23 protein-coding genes and 2 tRNA genes are annotated in these 21,390 nt (G+C 53.7%); 7 read left to right on the top strand and 18 right to left on the bottom strand.

Annotation, left to right across the window (positions count from 1 at the left end):
• Positions 1-23 precede the first annotated feature (23 nt).
• The 3 genes from nusA to E0L20_RS19090 all read right to left on the bottom strand — a co-directional run bounded on the left by nusA (position 24) and on the right by E0L20_RS19090 (position 2,291).
• On the bottom strand, positions 24-1,526 hold the full coding sequence (gene nusA / locus E0L20_RS19100) for a transcription termination factor NusA (RefSeq protein WP_131635319.1): 1,503 nt from the start codon (positions 1,524-1,526) through the stop codon (positions 24-26).
• Between the two features lie 28 nt (positions 1,527-1,554).
• A complete protein-coding gene (gene rimP, locus E0L20_RS19095) occupies positions 1,555-2,007 on the bottom strand; it encodes a ribosome maturation factor RimP (RefSeq protein WP_014071903.1) in 453 nt (150 codons plus the stop codon).
• A gap of 207 nt (positions 2,008-2,214) precedes the next feature.
• Positions 2,215-2,291, bottom strand: a tRNA-Met gene (locus tag E0L20_RS19090).
• A gap of 286 nt (positions 2,292-2,577) precedes the next feature.
• On the opposite strand from E0L20_RS19090, the gene argG reads away from it, so the two are divergent.
• Positions 2,578-3,924, top strand: coding sequence for an argininosuccinate synthase (gene argG, locus E0L20_RS19085; RefSeq protein ID WP_006178761.1), 1,347 nt, complete (start codon positions 2,578-2,580; stop codon positions 3,922-3,924).
• A gap of 151 nt (positions 3,925-4,075) precedes the next feature.
• On the opposite strand, the gene E0L20_RS19080 is transcribed toward argG, so the two are convergent.
• The 6 genes from E0L20_RS19080 to rlmE form a co-directional block, all read right to left on the bottom strand.
• Positions 4,076-4,162: transfer RNA gene (locus E0L20_RS19080), tRNA-Leu, on the bottom strand.
• A 9-nt stretch (positions 4,163-4,171) separates the two neighbouring features.
• A complete protein-coding gene (gene secG / locus E0L20_RS19075; protein ID WP_003861803.1) occupies positions 4,172-4,504 on the bottom strand; it encodes a preprotein translocase subunit SecG in 333 nt (110 codons plus the stop codon).
• Positions 4,505-4,728: 224 nt separating this feature from the next.
• Complete coding sequence (gene glmM, locus E0L20_RS19070) at positions 4,729-6,066, bottom strand: phosphoglucosamine mutase (RefSeq protein ID WP_131635318.1); 1,338 nt, start codon at positions 6,064-6,066, stop codon at positions 4,729-4,731.
• Complete coding sequence (gene folP, locus E0L20_RS19065; RefSeq protein WP_131635317.1) at positions 6,059-6,907, bottom strand: dihydropteroate synthase; 849 nt, start codon at positions 6,905-6,907, stop codon at positions 6,059-6,061. Before folP ends, glmM begins: the two co-directional genes overlap by 8 nt.
• 99 nt (positions 6,908-7,006) lie before the next feature.
• Positions 7,007-8,941 carry an ATP-dependent zinc metalloprotease FtsH gene (gene ftsH / locus E0L20_RS19060; protein ID WP_010436002.1) on the bottom strand — a complete coding sequence of 645 codons (1,935 nt, stop codon included), beginning with the start codon at positions 8,939-8,941 and terminating at the stop codon, positions 7,007-7,009.
• A 102-nt stretch (positions 8,942-9,043) separates the two neighbouring features.
• Positions 9,044-9,670 carry a 23S rRNA (uridine(2552)-2'-O)-methyltransferase RlmE gene (gene rlmE, locus E0L20_RS19055; protein WP_010436004.1) on the bottom strand — a complete coding sequence of 209 codons (627 nt, stop codon included), beginning with the start codon at positions 9,668-9,670 and terminating at the stop codon, positions 9,044-9,046.
• A gap of 127 nt (positions 9,671-9,797) precedes the next feature.
• Here rlmE and yhbY point away from each other — a divergent pair, with 127 nt between their 5' ends.
• The gene (gene yhbY / locus E0L20_RS19050; RefSeq protein ID WP_003861814.1) at positions 9,798-10,091 is read left to right on the top strand and encodes a ribosome assembly RNA-binding protein YhbY; all 294 of its coding nucleotides are present in this window, start codon (positions 9,798-9,800) and stop codon (positions 10,089-10,091) included.
• Between the two features lie 151 nt (positions 10,092-10,242).
• Here the strand turns inward: yhbY and greA are convergent, their stop codons facing one another.
• The gene (gene greA / locus E0L20_RS19045; RefSeq protein WP_131635316.1) at positions 10,243-10,719 is read right to left on the bottom strand and encodes a transcription elongation factor GreA; all 477 of its coding nucleotides are present in this window, start codon (positions 10,717-10,719) and stop codon (positions 10,243-10,245) included.
• A gap of 227 nt (positions 10,720-10,946) precedes the next feature.
• On the opposite strand from greA, the gene dacB reads away from it, so the two are divergent.
• From dacB to pmrB, 3 genes are read left to right on the top strand one after another with little or no spacing between them, the layout of a single operon-like run.
• A complete protein-coding gene (gene dacB, locus E0L20_RS19040; RefSeq protein ID WP_131635315.1) occupies positions 10,947-12,380 on the top strand; it encodes a serine-type D-Ala-D-Ala carboxypeptidase in 1,434 nt (477 codons plus the stop codon).
• A 2-nt stretch (positions 12,381-12,382) separates the two neighbouring features.
• Positions 12,383-13,045, top strand: coding sequence for a two-component system response regulator PmrA (gene pmrA / locus E0L20_RS19035; RefSeq protein WP_006178770.1), 663 nt, complete (start codon positions 12,383-12,385; stop codon positions 13,043-13,045).
• Positions 13,042-14,085 carry a two-component system sensor histidine kinase PmrB gene (gene pmrB / locus E0L20_RS19030; RefSeq protein ID WP_131635314.1) on the top strand — a complete coding sequence of 348 codons (1,044 nt, stop codon included), beginning with the start codon at positions 13,042-13,044 and terminating at the stop codon, positions 14,083-14,085. Before pmrA ends, pmrB begins: the two co-directional genes overlap by 4 nt.
• Positions 14,086-14,119: 34 nt before the next feature.
• Here pmrB and cgtA read toward each other — a convergent pair whose 3' ends face one another.
• From cgtA to rplU, 4 genes are all read right to left on the bottom strand, one after another.
• A complete protein-coding gene (gene cgtA / locus E0L20_RS19025; protein ID WP_131635313.1) occupies positions 14,120-15,295 on the bottom strand; it encodes an Obg family GTPase CgtA in 1,176 nt (391 codons plus the stop codon).
• 15 nt (positions 15,296-15,310) lie between these two features.
• The gene (locus tag E0L20_RS19020) at positions 15,311-16,279 is read right to left on the bottom strand and encodes a DMT family transporter (RefSeq protein ID WP_131635312.1); all 969 of its coding nucleotides are present in this window, start codon (positions 16,277-16,279) and stop codon (positions 15,311-15,313) included.
• 95 nt (positions 16,280-16,374) lie between these two features.
• Complete coding sequence (rpmA, locus tag E0L20_RS19015; RefSeq protein ID WP_004385076.1) at positions 16,375-16,632, bottom strand: 50S ribosomal protein L27; 258 nt, start codon at positions 16,630-16,632, stop codon at positions 16,375-16,377.
• Between the two features lie 19 nt (positions 16,633-16,651).
• A complete protein-coding gene (gene rplU, locus E0L20_RS19010; RefSeq protein WP_095284390.1) occupies positions 16,652-16,963 on the bottom strand; it encodes a 50S ribosomal protein L21 in 312 nt (103 codons plus the stop codon).
• Between the two features lie 257 nt (positions 16,964-17,220).
• Between rplU and ispB the strand changes: the two genes are divergently transcribed.
• Positions 17,221-18,192, top strand: coding sequence for an octaprenyl diphosphate synthase (gene ispB / locus E0L20_RS19005; protein ID WP_131635311.1), 972 nt, complete (start codon positions 17,221-17,223; stop codon positions 18,190-18,192).
• Between the two features lie 227 nt (positions 18,193-18,419).
• Positions 18,420-18,707, top strand: coding sequence for a DNA-binding transcriptional regulator SfsB (gene sfsB / locus E0L20_RS19000; RefSeq protein WP_131635310.1), 288 nt, complete (start codon positions 18,420-18,422; stop codon positions 18,705-18,707).
• A 63-nt stretch (positions 18,708-18,770) separates the two neighbouring features.
• On the opposite strand, the gene murA is transcribed toward sfsB, so the two are convergent.
• The 4 genes from murA to mlaC all read right to left on the bottom strand — a co-directional run bounded on the left by murA (position 18,771) and on the right by mlaC (position 21,388).
• Positions 18,771-20,030: a UDP-N-acetylglucosamine 1-carboxyvinyltransferase gene (gene murA, locus E0L20_RS18995; protein WP_131635309.1), complete on the bottom strand. Its 1,260-nt coding sequence runs from the start codon at positions 20,028-20,030 to the stop codon at positions 18,771-18,773.
• 49 nt (positions 20,031-20,079) lie between these two features.
• Positions 20,080-20,334, bottom strand: coding sequence for a BolA family iron metabolism protein IbaG (gene ibaG / locus E0L20_RS18990; protein ID WP_014071941.1), 255 nt, complete (start codon positions 20,332-20,334; stop codon positions 20,080-20,082).
• Between the two features lie 125 nt (positions 20,335-20,459).
• Positions 20,460-20,753 carry a lipid asymmetry maintenance protein MlaB gene (gene mlaB / locus E0L20_RS18985; protein ID WP_131635308.1) on the bottom strand — a complete coding sequence of 98 codons (294 nt, stop codon included), beginning with the start codon at positions 20,751-20,753 and terminating at the stop codon, positions 20,460-20,462.
• Positions 20,753-21,388 (bottom strand): phospholipid-binding protein MlaC, encoded by a 636-nt coding sequence (gene mlaC, locus E0L20_RS18980; protein WP_131635307.1) that lies wholly within the window; start codon positions 21,386-21,388, stop codon positions 20,753-20,755. Before mlaC ends, mlaB begins: the two co-directional genes overlap by 1 nt.
• Between the last annotated feature and the right edge of the window lie 2 nt (positions 21,389-21,390).

The raw sequence follows: 21,390 nt of genomic DNA, 5'->3' as shown, positions 1-21,390 counted from the left end.
CTGTTCCTTCCTGCTACAGTTTATTACGCTTCGTCGCCGAACCAGCAAATATTACGTGCGGCCATGATGAGCTCGCCGGCTTTCTCGTCGGTTAAACCTTCGATATCAGCCAGGTCATCAACGCCTTGCTCAGCGAGATCTTCCAGCGTACAAACACCACGGGCAGCCAGCTTGAACGCAATCGCACGATCAAGACCTTCCAGATTCAGCAGGTCATCAGCCGGCTTCTTATCGCCAAGGCTTTCTTCCTGAGCCAGTGCCAGGGTGGTCAGTGCGTTTTTAGCGCGTTCACGCAGGGCTTCAACGGTTTGTTCATCCAGACCGTCAATTTCCAGCAGCTCTTTCATTGGCACATAGGCCAGTTCTTCCAGCGTAGAGAAACCTTCTTCTACCAGAACGGTGGCGAAATCTTCGTCAATGTCGAGGTATTTGGTGAAGGTATCGATCGCCGCATGGGCTTCAGCCTGATGCTTAGCCTGCAGGTCATCAACGGTCATTACGTTGAGTTCCCAGCCGCTCAGCTGTGACGCCAGACGTACGTTCTGACCGTTACGGCCAATTGCCTGCGCCAGGTTACCCGCTTCTACCGCGATATCCATGGTGTGTTTGTCTTCGTCAACAACGATAGACGCCACATCAGCCGGAGCCATTGCGTTGATCACGAACTGCGCTGGGTTGTCGTCCCACAGAACGATATCAATACGCTCGCCGCCCAGTTCGGTAGACACCGCCTGAACACGTGCGCCACGCATACCTACGCAAGCACCGACCGGATCGATACGCTTGTCGTTAGTTTTTACTGCGATTTTCGCACGGGAGCCCGGATCGCGAGCCGCCGCTTTGATTTCAATAACTTCTTCACCGATTTCCGGTACTTCGATACGGAACAGTTCTACCAGCATTTCTGGTTTAGAACGGGTCACGAACAGCTGAGCGCCACGCGCTTCTGGACGCACAGCGTACAGAACGCCACGGATACGGTCGCCTGGGCGGAAGTTTTCGCGCGGCAGCATATCTTCACGCAGAATTACCGCTTCAGCGTTACCCGGCAACCCTTCGGATTTGATTTCCAGAGAGATGTTGTCGCGGTTAACTTTCTTCACCACGCCGGTGATGATTTCGCCTTCCTGATCGCGGAACTGATCGACGACCAGCGCACGCTCGGCTTCGCGAACTTTCTGCACGATAACCTGTTTAGCGGTCTGCGTCGTGATACGGTCGAAGGTGACAGATTCAATCTGATCTTCAACATATTCACCCACGTTCAGACTTTCGTCTTCGTAACGCGCCGCTTCCAGCGTGATCTCTTTGGTTGGCTGGGTCACTTCTTCTACGATTACCCAACGACGGAATGTATCGAAGTCACCGCTTTTACGATCGATTTCTACGCGAACATCGATCTCTTGTTCGTATTTTTTCTTGGTTGCTGTAGCCAGTGCACTTTCCAGCGCTTCGAAAATCTTCTCACGCGGCAGTGATTTCTCGTTGGAGACGGCTTCAACAACAGCCAAAATTTCTTTGTTCATCGCGGGCTTTTCACCTCAATCCAGACTGTTAAAAGTGGGGAACCAGGTTCGCCTTCTGGATATTACTCAGCGCGAACACTTCATCTTTGCCTTCGACTGTCACCGTGATCATTTCACCATCAACGGCTTTGATAATTCCCTGCCATTTACGGCGGTTCTGTACGGCCATACGCAGAACGAGGGCCACTTCTTCACCGGTAAAGCGCACATAGTGCTCGGCCGTGAACATCGGGCGATCGAGGCCAGGTGAGGAAACTTCCAGGTTGTACGCAACAGTGATTGGATCTTCAACATCCATTACCGCACTGACCTGGTGGCTTACATCAGCACAATCATCAACATTGATGCCATCTTCACTATCAATATAGATGCGCAGCGTCGATGTGCGGCCGCGAACGAATTCGATGCCAACCAGTTCGTAGCCCAGTGCTTCGACCGGTGCAGTAATCATCTCTGTTAATTTTTGCTCTAATGTGGACAAGCCCACCCCCAATACATAAAAAAAGGGCGTAAAGCCCAGTTATTCTGTAGTCAGATAACAAAAAACCCCGACAAATCGGGGCTTTAGATAACTGAACCCTATAGCCACAACTGTGGCCTGGAGCACTCTCCGAAAGAATTTTTTCAAATCCAGCTACGAAGGCTCTAAGTCTTCACAGTATATTTGAAAAAGAACTTTATGGGAAAGTGGTTGCGGGGGCCGGATTTGAACCGACGACCTTCGGGTTATGAGCCCGACGAGCTACCAGGCTGCTCCACCCCGCGCCTGAAACGTGGCAAATTCTACGCGTTTTGATGAGAATTTGCAAATAATGCTGGGATTTGGTACCGAAGACGGGACGTTAAATCGGCGTCCAGTATATTGATAGTGGACCCCACCTGTCAACCCAGATTCCGCCAGGGCAAACCGAGGGAAAATTTTACAAAAAACGCACGAGTCTCTTTCGGTCATCGACAAAAGATGATTAAATGAATACTCACTTATTTTGCATAAACATGCATCGAGAGCGAAAGCGGTCTCTAATCAGTCAATCAAGCAGGGTTTTATTATATGACGACGATTCTCAAGCATCTTCCCGTAGGACAACGTATTGGCATCGCTTTTTCAGGCGGCCTGGATACCAGCGCTGCACTGCTGTGGATGCGCCAGAAGGGAGCGGTTCCTTATGCATATACTGCGAACCTGGGACAGCCGGATGAGGAAGATTATGACGCGATCCCTCGTCGTGCCATGGAGTATGGCGCAGAGAACGCACGCCTGATTGACTGCCGTAAGCAGCTGGTCGCCGAAGGTATCGCTGCGATTCAGTGTGGTGCCTTTCATAACACCACCGGCGGCCTGACCTATTTCAACACCACCCCGCTGGGCCGTGCCGTCACCGGCACCATGCTGGTTGCCGCCATGAAAGAAGATGGCGTGAACATCTGGGGTGACGGCAGCACCTATAAAGGCAACGATATCGAACGTTTCTATCGTTATGGCCTGCTGACCAACGCCGAACTGCAGATTTACAAACCGTGGCTGGATACCGACTTCATTGACGAGCTGGGCGGCCGTCATGAAATGTCCGAATTCATGATTGCCTGCGGCTTTGATTACAAAATGTCCGTTGAGAAAGCCTACTCTACCGACTCCAACATGCTGGGTGCCACGCACGAAGCAAAAGATCTCGAATTCCTGAACTCCAGCGTGAAGATCGTTAACCCGATCATGGGCGTGAAGTTCTGGGACGAAAACGTCAAAATCCAGGCGGAGGAAGTCACCGTACGCTTTGAGCGCGGCCATCCGGTTGCCCTGAACGGAAAGACCTTCTCTGACGACGTTGAGCTGATGCTGGAAGCAAACCGCATCGGTGGCCGTCACGGTCTGGGCATGAGCGATCAGATTGAAAACCGTATTATCGAAGCGAAAAGCCGTGGCATCTACGAAGCTCCGGGGATGGCGCTGCTGCACATTGCTTACGAACGTCTGCTGACCGGTATTCACAACGAAGACACCATCGAGCAGTATCACTCGCATGGACGTCAGCTGGGCAAACTGCTGTACCAGGGCCGCTGGTTCGATCCGCAGGCGCTGATGCTGCGTGATGCCCTGCAGCGTTGGGTAGCAAGCGCAATCACCGGCGAAGTGACGCTGGAACTGCGTCGCGGCAATGACTACTCCATCCTGAACACCGTGTCTGACAATCTGACCTATAAAGCAGAGCGTTTGACCATGGAAAAAGGTGATTCCGTATTCTCTCCGGACGATCGTATTGGTCAGCTGACCATGCGTAACCTGGACATCACCGATACCCGTGAGAAGCTGTTCAACTACGTTGAGAACGGCCTGCTTTCCGCCAGCTCCGGTAACGGTCTGCCGCAGGTTGAAAACCTAGAACACAGCGACAAGAAGTAATCGACAGCAAGACATGCAAAAGGCGCCCACAGGGCGCCTTTTTTTGGTGTTTGTAGGGCGGGTAAGCGCAGCGCCACCCGCCATTTTGGCCGCCAGCACAATATACAGACGAAAAAAAAAGACGTCTTTCGACGTCTTTCTTCTGGAATATTGGTACCGAGGATGGGACTCGAACCCACAAGCCCGTTAGGGCACTACCACCTCAAGGTAGCGTGTCTACCAATTCCACCACCTCGGTACTGAATACTTACTGCGGGATATCGCTGGTTGGCTTAGCCGGTGCAGCTGGCTGAGTCTGCTCAGTTTTTGCTGGCGCGCTCAGATTTTCCCACTCGCTTCCTTTACTGGTCTTGTTGCTGTTGATATTGCCCAGCACCAGACTGATGATGAAGAACAGCGTAGCCAGAATCGCCGTAGTGCGGGTCATGAAGTTCGCAGAACCACTTGAACCAAACAGCGTACCGGAAGCGCCTGCTCCGAAGGAGGCTCCCATATCAGCGCCTTTACCTTGCTGCAGCATGATCAGCGCTACGAGAGCGATGGCTACAATAAGGAAAATAACTAAAAGAGCTTCGTACATAATCAACCTGTTCCTTGCGGATTTGCCGCATACCAATGCTTCGACCAATTAGCAGGATTTCGTGTTTCCCACTGAAGCGGGTGTGAATACTAACCAAAGCGAATCACCTTCGCAAGGGCATTTTTGACGCATTGTATCAACTGCGGAAAAAAACAGCAAAAAGCCATTAATTGCTCAAAACAAAGGCGGCAAGCGCCGCCTTTTTAAACACTTACAGTGAAATTTTATGCAGCTTTCACCGCATCAGCAATACGGTGCGCGAATTCAGTCACCTGCGCTTCATCTTCACCTTCCACCATTACGCGGATCAGTGGCTCAGTACCTGACTTACGCAGCAGTACACGGCCACGATTGCCCAGGGCCGCTTCAACGTCAGCCATCACCGCTTTCACGTTGTCATTTTCAAGCGGATCGCCTTTACCCGCTGTGAAACGCACGTTGACGAGGATCTGCGGGAACATTTTCATGCCGCTGCAGAGATCGTGCAGGCTCATATGGTTGCGCGCCATGGCGGCCACAACCTGCAGGCCCGCGACAATGCCGTCACCGGTGGTCGTTTTGTCGAGAAGGATCACGTGGCCGGAGTTTTCAGCCCCAATGCGCCAGCCCTTCTCCTGCAGTTTTTCCAGTACGTAGCGGTCGCCCACTTTCGCGCGGACAAACGGGATCCCAAGCTGCTTCAGCGCCAGCTCCAGACCCATGTTGCTCATCAGCGTACCTACGGCGCCGCCGCGAAGCTGGCCCTGACGCAGACCTTCACGCGCGATGATGTAGAGGATCTGATCGCCGTCGACCTTGTTACCTTCGTGGTCAACCATGATCACGCGGTCGCCGTCGCCGTCCAGCGCAATCCCCAGATCGGCTTTTTCCGCCAGCACGCGTGCCTGCAGAGCACGAACGTCCGTTGCTCCCACCTGCTCGTTGATGTTCAGGCCGTCTGGCTCACAGCCGATGGTGATCACGTTCGCACCCAGCTCGCGGAAAACATTCGGGGCAATGTGGTAGGTCGCGCCGTTTGCACAATCCACCACAATCTTCAGATGCGCCAGGCTCAGCTCGTTCGGGAAGGTTCCTTTACAGAATTCAATGTAACGGCCCGCGGCATCGACAATGCGGTTCGCTTTACCCAGCTCGGCTGAGTCGACGCAGGTGATCTCTTTTTCCATTTCGGCTTCAATCGCCTCTTCCACTTCATCCGGCAGCTTGGTGCCGTCGATAGAGAAGAACTTGATGCCGTTGTCGTAGAACGGGTTATGCGATGCCGAAATAACAATCCCCGCTTCCGCACGGAAGGTCCGCGTCAAATACGCAACGGCGGGCGTAGGCATTGGGCCGGTGAAGGAAGCAGAAAGCCCCGCTGCGGCCAGACCGGCTTCCAGCGCGGATTCCAGCATATAGCCTGAAATACGGGTATCTTTACCGATGATGATCTTACGGGAACCATGACGCGCCAGTACCTTGCCAGCAGCCCAGCCCAGCTTCAGAACAAAATCAGGGGTGATTGGCGCATCGCCTACGCGCCCACGGATGCCATCGGTACCAAAATATTTACGATTACTCATAGCGTTTGTTTTCCTTCGCTGCCAGTGTGGCTTCTACCACACGCATGGCTTCTACTGTTTCTTTGACGTCATGGACACGGATAATATGCGCGCCCTGCATCGCTGCAATCACCGCGCACGCCAGGCTGCCGCTCAGACGCTCGCTTGGCCCCACGTTCAGCAGTTGCCCAATCATCGACTTTCTCGACATCCCCACCAGCAGCGGCAGGCCGAACTGATGAAATTCTGATAAGCGCGCAAGCAGCGCATAGTTGTGGGAAAGATTTTTACCGAAACCGAACCCCGGGTCGAGCAGCAATTTATCTTTTGCGATACCGGCACGCTCGCAGCGCGCTATATGCTCATTAAAGAAGCGATTCACGTCGGCAAAGACATCGTCATACTTCGGGGCTTCCTGCATCGTTTTCGGCTGACCCTGCATGTGCATCAGACAAACCGGCAGGCCGGTTTCCGCTGCCGCTTCAATAGCGCCCGGCTCGGTCAATGAGCGGATGTCATTGATAATGTGAGCGCCTACTCTCGCTACTTCACGAATGACTTCAGGTTTAGAGGTATCAACAGAGATCCACACTTCGAAACGCTGTGCGATGGCTTCAACCACCGGCACCACACGCGCCAGCTCTTCCTCTACAGAAACATCCGCCGCGCCTGGACGCGTCGATTCACCGCCAACATCAATAATGGTGGCACCCGCGTTGATCATTAAATTTGCGTGCTTAACCGCGTCGATCAGCGTGTTGTGCGTGCCGCCGTCAGAGAAGGAGTCAGGGGTAACATTCAGGATGCCCATCACGTGCGGATGTGAGAGATCGAGATGCGAGTCCTGGGCGAATAGTTTCATGGCGAGAATCCCTGGTATTAATGTGGTTTAACAGAAAAGAAAAACCCCGGAGCAAGCTCCAGGGTTTGAGATACAGACAAACGCGTCAACAGCAGTGACTTACTTATCGCCCAACTGTTCTGACATGGTGTTGCCCGGGTTTGGCGTACGCGGTTCATCGACCGGACGCGGCGCACGCGGGGTGCCATTGTTGTCAGAATTGTTGGATGCGCCTGGGTCTTCCCAGCCTGCTGGCGGACGCACTTCGCGGCGAGCCATCAGGTCGTCAATCTGCGGAGCATCGATAGTCTCATATTTCATGAGCGCATCTTTCATCGAGTGCAGGATGTCCATATTGTCGTTCAGGATCTGGCGTGCGCGCGCATAGTTACGTTCTACCAGTGATTTCACTTCCTGATCGATGATACGTGCCGTTTCATCGGACATATGTTTTGCTTTCGCCACGGAACGGCCCAGGAATACTTCCCCCTCTTCCTCTGCATACAGCAGCGGACCGAGTTTGTCGGAGAAGCCCCACTGGGTCACCATGTTACGTGCCAGGTTTGTCGCGACTTTGATGTCGTTGGACGCACCGGTAGACACATGTTCCACGCCGTAGATAATCTCTTCTGCCAGACGACCGCCGTACAGGGTCGAAATCTGGCTTTCCAGCTTCTGACGGCTGGCGCTGATCGCGTCGCCTTCAGGCAGGAAGAAGGTCACACCCAGCGCGCGGCCGCGTGGAATAATCGTCACTTTGTGCACCGGATCGTGTTCCGGTACCAGACGACCGATAATCGCGTGGCCTGCTTCGTGGTATGCCGTGGACTCTTTCTGCGCTTCCGTCATCACCATGGAGCGACGTTCCGCACCCATCATGATTTTGTCTTTCGCTTTCTCAAACTCCACCATGGATACGACGCGCTTGTTACCGCGAGCGGCAAACAGAGCGGCTTCGTTGACCAGGTTAGCCAGATCCGCACCGGAGAAGCCCGGTGTACCACGCGCAATGATTGCCGCGTCGATGTCTGGTGCCAGCGGTACGCGACGCATGTGGACTTTCAGAATCTGTTCACGACCGCGAACATCCGGCAGACCGACCACGACCTGACGGTCGAAACGGCCTGGACGCAGCAGCGCTGGGTCAAGTACGTCAGGGCGGTTAGTTGCGGCGATAACGATAATACCTTCGTTACCTTCGAAGCCGTCCATCTCAACCAGCATCTGGTTCAGCGTCTGTTCACGTTCATCGTGGCCACCGCCCAGGCCTGCGCCACGCTGGCGGCCTACGGCGTCGATTTCATCGATGAAGATAATGCACGGCGCTGCCTTTTTGGCCTGCTCGAACATGTCGCGCACACGAGATGCACCCACACCCACGAACATTTCAACAAAGTCAGAACCTGAAATAGTAAAGAACGGCACCTTCGCTTCACCTGCAATCGCTTTCGCCAGCAGGGTTTTACCGGTACCCGGAGGGCCGACCATCAGGACGCCTTTCGGGATCTTACCGCCCAGCTTCTGGAAACGGCTCGGCTCGCGCAGGTATTCAACCAGTTCGCCTACTTCTTCTTTTGCTTCGTCACAACCTGCGACATCGGCAAATGTGGTCTTGATCTGATCTTCCGTCAGCATACGCGCCTTGCTCTTACCGAACGACATGGCACCTTTGCCACCGCCGCCCTGCATTTGACGCATAAAGAAGATCCAGACGCCGATAAGAAGCAGCATCGGGAACCAGGAAATGAAGATAGAAGCCAGCAGGCTCGGTTCTTCTGGCGGCTCGCCAACCACTTTGACGTTTTTGGTCAGAAGGTTATCAAGCAGCTTAGGATCGTTCACCGGGATGTAGGTCGTGTAACGGTTACTATCTTTCTTGGTAACGTTGATCTCACGTCCGTTGATACGCGCTTCGCGAACCTGGTCCTGATTGACCTCCTGCAGGAAGGTAGAATAATCCACCTTGCGGCCATTCGACTCGCTGGGCCCAAAGCTCTGGAATACTGACATCAGCACGACGGCAATGACCAGCCAGAGAATTAGGTTTTTCGCCATGTCACTCAAGGGATTAACCTCACATTACAACTGTGTTAAAAACAGCGTCAGGATACTCTATATCCAGTTTCATTCAAACTTTCGCCTGAAATCTACCGGTTATCATTTTCGCCCGGTCGCTACAATATACACTTCACGGGAACGCGCCCGGGAAGAGTCCGGCTTACGAACTTTGACCTTCGCAAACAGGGAGCGAATTTCCTTAAGGTACTCCTCGAAACCTTCGCCCTGAAACACCTTCACAACAAAACTACCACCAGGCGCTAGTACATCACGACACATTTCTAACGCTAGCTCCACCAAATACATGCCGCGGGGGATATCCACCGCAGGTGTTCCGCACATATTTGGTGCCATATCAGACATGACAACCTGGACCTTACTGTCACCCACACGTTCAAGTAACGCTTTCAGCACTAATTCATCACGAAAATCGCCCTGAAGGAAGTCGACACCGACAATGGGATCCATCGGTAAAAGATCGCATGCAATGATTCGACCCGCGCCGCCGATCTGCGTTACCGCATACTGGGACCATCCGCCAGGCGCGGCACCGAGGTCGACAACCGTCATCCCCGGCTTAAAAAGTTTGTCACTTTGCTGTATTTCATCAAGTTTAAACCAGGCGCGGGAACGTAACCCCTTTTTCTGCGCCTGCAGAACATATTTATCGCTAAAGTGTTCCTGAAGCCAGCGGCTGGAACTGGCAGAACGCTTTTTACCTGTCATTTAACTTTTCCGTCCGGGTTCATCGTTGCCTACCTTTGACGTAAATTTCTACGCTGCTATTTGGCGATATAAGGGAGATGGCGGTAGAATGAACCGTTTTCAATCCCAACGTAAGCAAAAATATACGATGAATCTGAGTACTAAACAAAAACAGCACCTCAAAGGTCTGGCACATCCGCTCAAGCCTGTAGTTATGCTTGGCAACAATGGTTTGACCGAAGGGGTGCTTGCCGAGATTGAACAAGCGCTGGAACACCACGAGCTGATCAAGGTGAAAATCGCCTCTGAAGACAGAGACACTAAAAACCTGATCGTGGAAGCCATCGTGCGCGAAACCGGCGCCTGTAACGTACAGGTCATCGGTAAAACGCTGGTGCTCTATCGCCCATCTAAAGAGCGCAAAATCTCGCTGCCACGCTAAGGATATCCTGAATTGCACACATTTTCTGTGTAAAACGAGGGATTTCTGTCAGCAGGTGAGCAAAATGCCACGCTCCTTGAGTTGATAAAAGGCCGCTATGCGGCCTTTTTCTTTTCTTTACAATGTATCAACATCTTAGCGGAGAAGCGAATTACAGATATTCAACCTTCGTAATTTCGTATTCCACTTCACCGCCTGGGGTGCGAATCATGACCACATCATCCTGCTCTTTGCCAATCAGGCCACGAGCAATCGGGGAGTTCACCGAAATCAGGTTCTGCTTAAAGTCAGCCTCATCATCACCCACGATGCGATAAGTTTGCTCTTCATCGTTGTCCAGGTTCAACACGCTGACGGTAGAGCCAAAGATCACGCGGCCATTGTTTGGCATCTTGGTGATATCGATAACCTGCGCATTGGACAGCTTTGCTTCGATATCTTTAATACGCCCTTCACAGAAGCCCTGCTGCTCACGCGCGGCGTGATATTCAGCATTCTCTTTCAAGTCGCCATGCTCACGCGCATCCGCGATAGCGGCGATGATTTCAGGACGACGCACGGATTTCAGGAAATCCAGCTCTTCGCGCAGTTTTTCGGCACCACGTAAGGTCATCGGAATAGCTTGCATTTGTTATACCTCTTAAACATTCCTGTTGGGAGCAGTGTTCCCTGCTCCTGCCCCCATGAGCGGGCAAGAAGCAAAAAGAAAACCGACCCGGGAGCGGAGCCCCAGGCCAGCAGCAATTTTCATTTTGATATGCATTTTACCGCGAAGTTCACTATGGGTCATCGTTTACTTTGCAGTGCCATGCACCGTAGTATGACGGTTTGTTTTCGGGTTGTTAGCGCGAGATTATGCGATTTTCCAGTTTTATCATCGGATTGACTACCAGTATAACGTTCACCGTCCAGGCTGCGAATGTTGATGAATACATTAATCAGCTGCCCGCGGGTGCTAACCTTGCGCTGATGGTGCAGAAGGTTGGCGCGCAGTCGCCAGAGATTGACTATCACAGTCAACAGATGGCGCTGCCTGCCAGTACCCAGAAGGTGATCACTGCGCTCGCCGCGCTGCTTCAGCTCGGGCCGGATTTTCGTTTTACCACCACCCTTGAGACAAAAGGCAACGTGGCAGATGGCGAACTGAAAGGCGATCTTATCGCCCGCTTTGGCGGCGATCCGACCTTTAAGCGCCAGGATATCCGCAACATGGTGGCGGTGCTGAAAAAATCTGGCGTGCAGAAAATTGATGGCAACGTGCTGATCGACACCTCTATCTTTGCCAGCCATGACAAAGCCCCCGGCTGGCCGTGGAACGATATGACGCAGTGCTTTAGCGCCCCGCCTGCCGCCGCTATCGTTGACCGTAACTGCTTTTCCGTCTCGCTGTACAGCGCACCGAAACCGGATGATTTAGCATTTATCCGCGTGGCGTCTTACTACCCGGTCACGATGTTCAGCCAGGTTCGCACGCTGGCGAAAGGTTCCCCGGATGCGCAATATTGCGAGCTGGACGTGGTGCCAGGCGATCTTAATCGGTTCACGCTCACCGGCTGCCTGACGCAGCGTGCCGATCCGCTGCCGCTGGCCTTCGCCATACAGGATGGCGCGGGCTATGCTGGCGCCATTCTCAAAGACGAGCTGAAACAGGCTGGAATAACCTATTCCGGCACCCTGCTCCGTCAGACCCAGGTCAATCAGCCCGGTAACGTTATTGCGACCAAACAATCGGCTCCACTGCACGATCTGCTTAAGATTATGCTGAAAAAGTCAGATAACATGATTGCTGATACGGTGTTTCGCATGATTGGTCACGCCCGTTTCGGCGTCCCGGGTACGTGGCGCGCGGGTTCAGATGCCGTACGTCAGATCCTTCGCCAGCAGGCGGGGATCGATCTTGGTAATACCATCGCCGTCGATGGGTCCGGATTATCGCGTCATAATTTGATCTCCCCAGCAACGATGATGCAAGTGCTTCAGTACATTGCACAACATGACACTGAGCTAAACTTTATTACGATGCTGCCGCTTGCCGGGCACGACGGTTCACTTCAATACCGTGCAGGACTTCACGCCGCCGGAGTGGATGGCAAAGTGTCGGCGAAAACCGGTTCACTGCAGGGCGTATACAACCTTGCAGGCTTTATCACGACCGCCAGCGGACAACGCATGGCATTCGTGCAGTATCTTTCCGGCTATGCCGTCGAACCGGCCGACCAGCGTAATCGTCGTATCCCGCTGGTACGTTTCGAAAGCAGGCTTTATAAGGACATCTACCAGAATAACTAGCGATGAAACTGCTCATAGTTGAAGACGATCTGTTATTACAGGAAGGGCTGGCGCTGGCTTTAGCCAATGAGGGATATGCTCTCGACTGTGCCGCAACGGCGGCAGAAGCGGACGCGCTGATCCAAAGCGGCGAATACAGCCTGGTGATCCTCGATTTAGGCCTGCCGGATAAAGACGGCGCTACGCTGCTGAGCCAGTGGCGTCGCCGCGGTGTGGAAAATCCGGTGCTGATCCTTACCGCCCGCGATGCCATCGAAGACCGCATTAATGGCCTCGATTCCGGTGCGGATGACTACCTGGTGAAACCCTTTGCGCTTGCGGAGCTGCAGGCACGCGTGCGGGCGCTGATCCGCCGCTATCAGGGGCATAGCGACAATCTGCTGACCGACGGCGATATTACGCTGAATCTGCAAACCCAGCAGGTGCTGCGCCAATCCCAACCGGTTGAAGTCACGCCTAAAGAGTTTGCACTGCTTACGCGCCTCATCATGCGCAGCGGACAAACCGTACACCGCGAAACGCTGCAGCAGGATATCTACTCCTGGCAGGACGATCCGGGCTCTAACACCCTTGAAGTCCACATTCACAATCTGCGCCGCAAGCTCGGCAAGGATCGTATTAAAACCGTCCGTGGCGTTGGCTACCGCCTGGAGAGCCAGAAATGAACAGTATGCGTCGGCGATTGATGGTGTTGCTGGCGGTTATTCTTCTCTTTTTTCAGCTGATTAGCGTCGTGTGGCTGTGGCACGAAAGCCGGGAGCAGATTGGCTTTCTGGTCAGCGAAACGCTGTCTGCGAAAGCCCGTAACAATCACGTCGAGAAAGAGATCCGCGAGGCGATTGCCTCTCTGCTGGTGCCTTCCCTGGTGATGGTGGGCTTTACGCTCTTCTTCTCTTTCTGGGCGGTGACCTGGATAACCCGCCCTTTGAATAAACTGCGCGTCAGCCTGGCGAACCGTTCTGCGGACAACCTGACGCCGCTGCCTATGTATTCCGACATGGAGGAGATTGGCGCGGTCACCACCTCTCTGAACCAGCTCCTCGCGCGGCTGGATCACACCATTCAGCAGGAGCGTCTCTTTACCGCAGACGCTGCCCACGAGCTTCGGACGCCTCTCGCCGGGATCAGGCTGCATCTGGAACTCATGGCGCAGTCGGGTTCGGCACAGGCTACTCCGTTAATCAGCCGCATCGATCAGCTGATGCACACCGTTGAACAGCTGCTCATGCTGGCGCGAGCCGGGCAAGCGATGGCCAGCGGCCACTACGATACCGTCAGCTGGACAGACAATATCATCACCCCTCTCGGCCTTGAGCATGAAGCTAAAGAGCACACGGTCATTTGGCCCGCCAAAAGCCCGCTGACGGTTCAGGGTGATGCGGTGCTTCTGCGCCTGATGCTGCGTAATCTGCTGGAAAATGCCGGACGCTATAGCCCTGCGGGAACCACGATTGAAGTGACGCTGACCGAGCGGGACGGCGGGACAGAGGTTAGCGTCATCGATCAGGGCCCGGGCATTGACGAAGCGCACCGTCAGTCCATCACCGAGCCTTTCCGCCGGCTCGATCAGCGCTACGGCGGAAGCGGCCTAGGGCTGAGCATTGTGCAACGCATTGTGCAGCTTCATCACGGCAAACTGACGCTGGAGAATGCCGCAGAAGGCGGTTTAATTGCCAGCTGCTGGTTACCGTCGACGTTAGGTTAAAAAAAAGCCCCTTAACAGGGGCTTCTTGCAGGAATTAATGCTTGTAGATGAACTCGACGCCTTCTTCGTCGTCTTCATCCCAGTCATCGTCCCAGTCTTCATCATCTTCTTCCGCTTCCAGCTCTTCGAGCTGCTGGCGGTGGTAGTCATCCCACATGAATTCAACTTTTTCAGGCTGTTTCGCTTCTTCCGCCTGAACGATTGGGTTTTCGATGATAAAGGTCATCACATCCCAGCAAAGATCTTTCACGCCAACCTGGCTTGCCGCAGAGATCAGGTAGTATTTATCTTCCCAACCCATTGCTTCAGCAATCGCTTTCGCTTTCGCTTCGGCTTCCGCTTTGTCCATCAGGTCGATCTTGTTAAAGACCAGCCAGCGCGGCTTACCGGCGAGTTTTTCGCTGTATTTTTCCAGTTCACCCACGATGATACGGGCGTTTTCAACCGGATCGGATTCGTCGATTGGATTAATATCAACAATGTGCAGCAGCACGCGGCAGCGCTCAAGGTGCTTCAGGAAGCGAATACCGAGACCAGCGCCTTCCGCTGCGCCCTCGATCAAACCTGGGATATCAGCGACGACGAAGCTCTTTTCATGGTCCATACGGACAACGCCCAGGCTTGGCACCAGCGTGGTAAACGGATAATCCGCCACTTTTGGCTTGGCGGCTGATACCGCACGGATAAATGTTGATTTACCGGCGTTCGGCATACCCAGCATACCCACGTCAGCCAGCAGCATCAGCTCCAGCTGCAGCTCGCGCGTATCGCCCGGCGTACCCATGGTTTTCTGACGCGGAGCACGGTTTACGGATGATTTGAAACGGCTGTTACCCAGACCGTGCCACCCCCCTTTCGCAACCAGCAGGCGCTGACCGTGTTTGGTCATATCACCCATAGTTTCGCCCGTACCCTGATCGATGACACGCGTACCGACCGGAACCTTAATGTTGACGTCCTTACCCCGTTTGCCGGTACAGTCACGGCTCTGGCCGTTCTGGCCACGCTCAGCACGGAAAGATTTTTCAAAACGGTAGTCGATCAGCGTGTTGAGGTTCTCATCCGCCTCCAGCCACACGTCGCCGCCGTCACCACCGTCGCCGCCGTCAGGGCCGCCACGAGGAATATATTTTTCACGACGGAAGCTTACACAGCCGTTACCGCCATCACCTGCTACGACCAGAATCGTAGCTTCATCAACAAACTTCATTTTACTCTCCGTAACTCATTCGCCTGAGCGGGGGACTTCTACTACGACCGCTTCATTTTTGCGCCAACGCCCCCAAAGACGATGGCCAATGGCGGAATACATCGCGCCCGCAACCACGACAAACGCACCGAGATAGCCCAACAGGTTGAGCATCGGTCTGACGAAAACATCGGGCCAGGCCATTGATAACAAATCTGAAAATAACAGGGTAAACAGCGGCGTCAGCGTGATTAACGCGCTCACCTGCGCTGCCTGCCAGCGCGCCATTGCTTCGGCCAGCGCGCCATAACCGACCAGCGTATTAAGCCCACAAAAAATGAGGCACGCCAGCTGCCAGTCGCTAAGCTGGGTAATCACACCCGGCTTTGCTAGTGGCAATAATGCTATTGTACACAAAGTGTACAGCAAAAGGAGGATCTGCTGTGAGGCCAGACGACGCAATAACACCTTTTGCGCGACGCCGTAACACACCCAGACCGTTGCTGCACCCACACCGAAAATCACACCCCAGGTGTAATCCGTCAGGCGGGTAAAAATTTCCACGAGGCTGGTGTTGAAGAACATCACCAGGCCACAAAGCAGCATGCTCGCCCCGACAATCTGCGTCCCGCGCATCTTCTCCTTCAGGATAAAGACGCTGGCCACCATCATACCGACCGGTGAGAGTTGACCAATCACCTGCGACGCCGTAGGGCTAAGGTACTGCAGGGAAGAGCTGAACAGGATGAAGTTACCGAACAAACCGCCCGTCGCGATTGCCAGCAATACCAGCCATCGCGGTTTGCGGAAGATGCGCAGCGGTGGCAGCTTACCTTTGACGGCCAGAATGGCACCGAGGCCAATGCTTGCCATCAGAAAGCGATAAAACACCACCGTTGGTGGCTCCATCACTTCCAGTACCTGCTTCATTGCAATTGGCAGTGCACCCCAGCACATCGCGGTGGTGATCGCCAAAAGAATACCAATGCCGGCCTGCTGCTTCATGCCCGTTTTCCCTACAGAAAATTTTCCGGGTTTCCAATGTAAAAAGCCCCGCAACGTGTTGCGGGGCTTTAATCCGTTACCGGACCGAGAAAACCTTACTCAGCAACGATGCTGATGTATTTACGGTTGTTCGGGCCTTTAACTTCAAATTTCACTTTACCGTCTGCTTTAGCAAACAGAGTGTGGTCACGACCGCAACCTACGTTGTTGCCAGCGTGGAATTTGGTACCACGTTGACGAACGATGATGCTACCCGCCAGAACGGATTCGCCACCGAAACGCTTAACGCCAAGGCGTTTAGCTTCTGAATCGCGACCGTTACGTGTGGAGCCGCCAGCCTTTTTATGTGCCATTTAAATCTCTCCTCAGGTCTTAGGCGCTGATGCCAGTAATTTTCACATCAGTGAACCACTGACGGTGGCCCTGCTGCTTACGGTAGTGTTTACGACGACGAAACTTAACGATTTTAACTTTCTCGCCACGACCATGAGCAACAACTTCAGCTTTGATAACGCCGCCATCAACGAAAGGAACGCCGATTTTGACTTCTTCACCGTTTGCGATCATCAGAACTTCAGCGAACTCAACAGCTTCGCCAGTTGCGATGTCCAGCTTTTCCAGGCGAATGGTCTGACCTTCGCTTACTCGGTGTTGTTTACCACCACTTTGGAAAACCGCGTACATATAAACTCCGCTTCCGCGCACGTCCTCGTATGAATCAGAGTGCGCTATAAATATTCACAATAGGGCGCGAATATTACGCAAAACGCGAGCCTTTGACAAGTGCTACCGTCAATACATGAAGAAAAAAAACACAACACGTACGGTAACGTTTATCTGCGCGGTTTTTTCAGTACAATCAGCAATACTATTGATAAACCCAACCCCATTGTGAACCCACATCGTGTGGGATAAACAGGATAAAAAGCCCGGCTTTTGCGATGAATTTAGAAAAAATCAACGAGTTAACCGCGCAAGATATGGCGGGTGTGAATGCAGCAATCCTGGAGCAACTCAACTCTGACGTTCAGCTGATCAATCAGTTGGGCTATTACATCGTCAGCGGCGGCGGTAAACGCATTCGCCCGATGATTGCCATTCTGGCCGCCCGCGCCATTGGCTATCAGGGAAATGCCCACGTCACGATCGCTGCCCTGATCGAATTTATTCATACTGCGACGCTTCTGCACGATGACGTTGTGGATGAATCAGACATGCGTCGCGGGAAAGCCACGGCCAATGCCGCCTTCGGTAACGCAGCCAGCGTTCTGGTCGGGGATTTTATCTATACCCGCGCCTTCCAGATGATGACCAGCCTGGGCTCGCTGAAAGTGCTCGAAGTGATGTCTGAAGCCGTAAACGTGATCGCGGAAGGCGAAGTCCTCCAGCTGATGAACGTCAACGACCCGGACATCACGGAAGAAAATTACATGCGCGTCATCTACAGCAAGACCGCGCGCCTGTTTGAAGCGGCTGCGCAATGTTCTGGCATCCTGGCAGGCTGTACGGAAGCGCAGGAAAAAGGGCTGCAGGATTATGGCCGCTACCTTGGCACCGCGTTCCAGCTGATTGATGACCTGCTGGATTACAGCGCCGATGGCGAAACGCTCGGTAAAAACGTTGGCGATGACCTGAACGAAGGTAAACCGACCCTGCCGTTGCTCCATGCCATGCGCAACGGCACGCCTGAACAGGCGAAAATGATCCGCGAAGCGATCGAACAGGGAAATGGTCGGCATCTTCTGGAACCTGTACTGGAAACAATGGCTATCTGCGGATCGTTGGAATGGACGCGTCAGCGTGCCGAGGAAGAGGCCGACAAAGCCATCGAAGCACTTCAGGTTATTCCCGACAGCCCGTGGCGCGAGGCGCTAATTGGTCTTGCCCACATCGCCGTTCAGCGCGATCGTTAATTTCTCGCCCTTCCCCGTGCGCGTCACGGGGAACTCCAATAAGCTCCTGTAAATTCCATATTCATGTTAAATCATCGGCTTACAGGCCGCATGAATAAAGCCATGTCTTATTCTGAATATTGCTTCCAGTAACTCGAACTTTTTAGAACATGTGTTCGAAGGCGCTATAGTAACGCGGTCATTTCAGGAGAAATGGCGCAGGTGAATACGAACATAAGGACAGCTTTATGGATACGAAATTTATCGACTGGCATTCCGCTGACATTATTGCGGCACTGCGCAAAAAAGGAACATCGCTGGCAGCAGAATCGCGCCGCAGCGGTTTAAGCTCTTCGACGCTGGCAAACGCCCTGACCCGCCCCTGGCCAAAGGGAGAATTAATCATCGCGACGGCGCTGGACACGCACCCGTGGATAATCTGGCCGTCACGCTACCACGACCCTGTTACGCATGAGTTTATCGACAGAACGCGCATGATGCGCCAGAGCAAAACAAAGAAAGCGCATCAGAGCTGATACACCCGGTTTGACAGGAACAGCAATCCCCCAGCCCTTCAAGGCAGGGGGGTGCCGGAACGATTACTCGCCCTTCACACGCTCGATATTGGCACCCAGCGCGCGCAGTTTGTCTTCGATACGCTCATAGCCACGATCGATGTGGTAGATACGATCGACAACGGTCGTCCCTTCTGCAATACAACCCGCCAGCACCAGGCTTGCGGACGCACGCAGGTCGGTCGCCATCACCTGCGCACCCGACAGTTTTTCAACGCCGTGGCAGATAACCGTATTGCTTTCGATCTCAGCATGCGCGCCCATACGGATCAGTTCAGGCACATGCATGAAACGGTTTTCGAAGATGGTTTCCGTGATGAACCCGGTGCCTTCTGCAACCAGGTTTAACAGGGTAAATTGCGCCTGCATGTCCGTCGGGAAGGCAGGATGCGGTGCAGTACGCACATTTACGGCTTTTGGACGCTGACCGTGCATATCCAGGCTAATCCAGTCTTCACCTGTTTCAATATCCGCACCCGCATCGCGCAGTTTCGCCAGAACGGCATCCAGCGTGTCAGGCTGTGCGTTACGGCAGACAATCTTGCCGCCGGAAATCGCCGCTGCCACCAGGAAGGTACCGGTTTCGATACGGTCCGGCAGAACGCGGTAAACGCCGCCACCCAGGCGCTCAACGCCTTCGATGGTGATGCGGTCGGTGCCCTGACCCGAAATTTTTGCACCCAGCGCCACGAGGAAATTCGCGGTATCCACGATCTCCGGCTCGCGCGCGGCGTTTTCAATAACGGTCGTGCCTTCTGCCAGCGTCGCTGCCGACATGATGGTGACGGTTGCGCCTACGCTCACTTTATCCATAACAATGTGCGCGCCTTTCAGACGGCCATTGACGGACGCTTTCACATAACCTTCTTCCAGCTTGATCTCTGCGCCCAGTTTCTCAAGGCCAAAGATGTGCAGGTCAACAGGACGCGCGCCGATGGCGCAACCGCCCGGCAGCGAGACTTGCCCCTGACCAAAACGCGCCACCAGCGGGCCAAGCGCCCAGATGGACGCACGCATGGTTTTCACCAGGTCGTAAGGCGCAGAGAAGTTGTTAACGTTGCCGGCATCGATCCACACGGAACCGTTACGCTCGACTTTCGTACCCAGCTGGGTGAGCAACTTCATGGTGGTGTCGATATCTTTCAGCTTCGGTACGTTCTGAATTTCTACCGGCTCTTCCGCCAGCAGCGCGGCAAAGAGGATTGGCAGCGCGGCGTTTTTGGCGCCAGAAATTGTGACTTCGCCCTGGAGACGCGTTGGCCCCTGTACACGAAATTTGTCCATGTAATTGCTCTCTTATAAATTCAACCGTGCTGCGGGCATAGCCCTCAGCTCAAAAACCGTTTAGTTTGCGATCGCGTGCCCACTCTTGCGGGGTGAACGCTTTAATCGACAGGGCGTGGATGCGGTTGTCCGCAATGTATTCCATCAGCGGCGCGTAAACAGCCTGCTGCTTCTTCACGCGACTCATACCGTCGAAGATCTCACCCACAGCAATAACCTGGAAGTGACTGCCATCGCCAGAGACGTGGGCTTCCTGAAGGGAGAGTGCATTCATCAGCACTGCCTGGATTTCATTATTTTCCATGGGTTCTTAATCATCTGATAGTAAAACAAGCCCAACATCTTAGAGCAAAGTGGCGCAGTCTTAAACAAGCAAAAAGCCCCGACGATGAAACTGTCGAGGCTTTCAGAAGTAACGCACTGAAAATATTAACGAGGCAAAACGTCCTGCGGCAAATTGTAGAGCTGCGCCAGGGTAACAACATTGTCGCTCGCACCGTGAAGCGCGACGTTTTTACCCTGCTTTTTCCCTTCCGCTATCAGATGGGTCAGCAGCGCAATCCCAGCCGTGTCAACCCGCGTGACGTCGCTTAAGTCAATGAGCGTCACGCCCTGCATGGCTTCATGACGCTTATCCCATAGCGGGTTCAGCAGGTCCTGATCCAGTTCACCGGACAGTTTTAACGCCTCGCCTTCACGCGACCAGCCAAGCTGCTGAGACATTACTTTTTCTCGTCCAGCGTAATTTTCTGACGAGAGATAGACTGCAGCTGTGCGGTCAGGCCATCAATACCTTTGGTGCGCAGCAGATCGCTCCACTCGTTCTGTTTGGTGGTGATCATGCTCACCCCTTCGGCAATCATGTCATACGCCTGCCAGTGGCCGGTCTGGCTGTTTTTACGCCACTGGAAGTCCAGACGAACCGGCGGACGACCGTTAGGATCGTTAATGGTCACGCGGATAGGGATAATGGTCGCGTCGCCCAGCGGCTGTTCAGGGGCAATTTGATAGGTCTGACCGTGATACATCGCCAGCGCCTGGCCGTACGCCTGTTTCAGGTACTCGCGGAAGGCGGCAAAGTAGGCATCACGCTGCGCTGGGGTAGCATCTTTGTAGTAGCGACCCAGAACCAGCGCGCCCGCATATTTAATCTGCACGTACGGAAGCAGTTCCTGATCGACCACGTCGCGCAGATAATCAGGATTAGCACGAATTTTAGGCTGTTCGTTCTTAAGACGATCGAAGGTCTTCTGTGCGGCCTCATCCATCAGTTTGTACGGGTTAGTCTGGTCTGCCGCATGTACTGCGGAAAGAGGTGCAATGACCAGCATGGCAACCATTAACAGTCGTTTAAACATGA

Origin of the sequence: Enterobacter wuhouensis (genome assembly GCF_004331265.1) — a bacterium.
Taxonomy (GTDB): Bacteria; Pseudomonadota; Gammaproteobacteria; order Enterobacterales; family Enterobacteriaceae; genus Enterobacter; species Enterobacter wuhouensis.
Note: the sequence above shows the minus strand (reverse complement) of the source record. Positions and strands in the feature narration are given on the sequence as shown.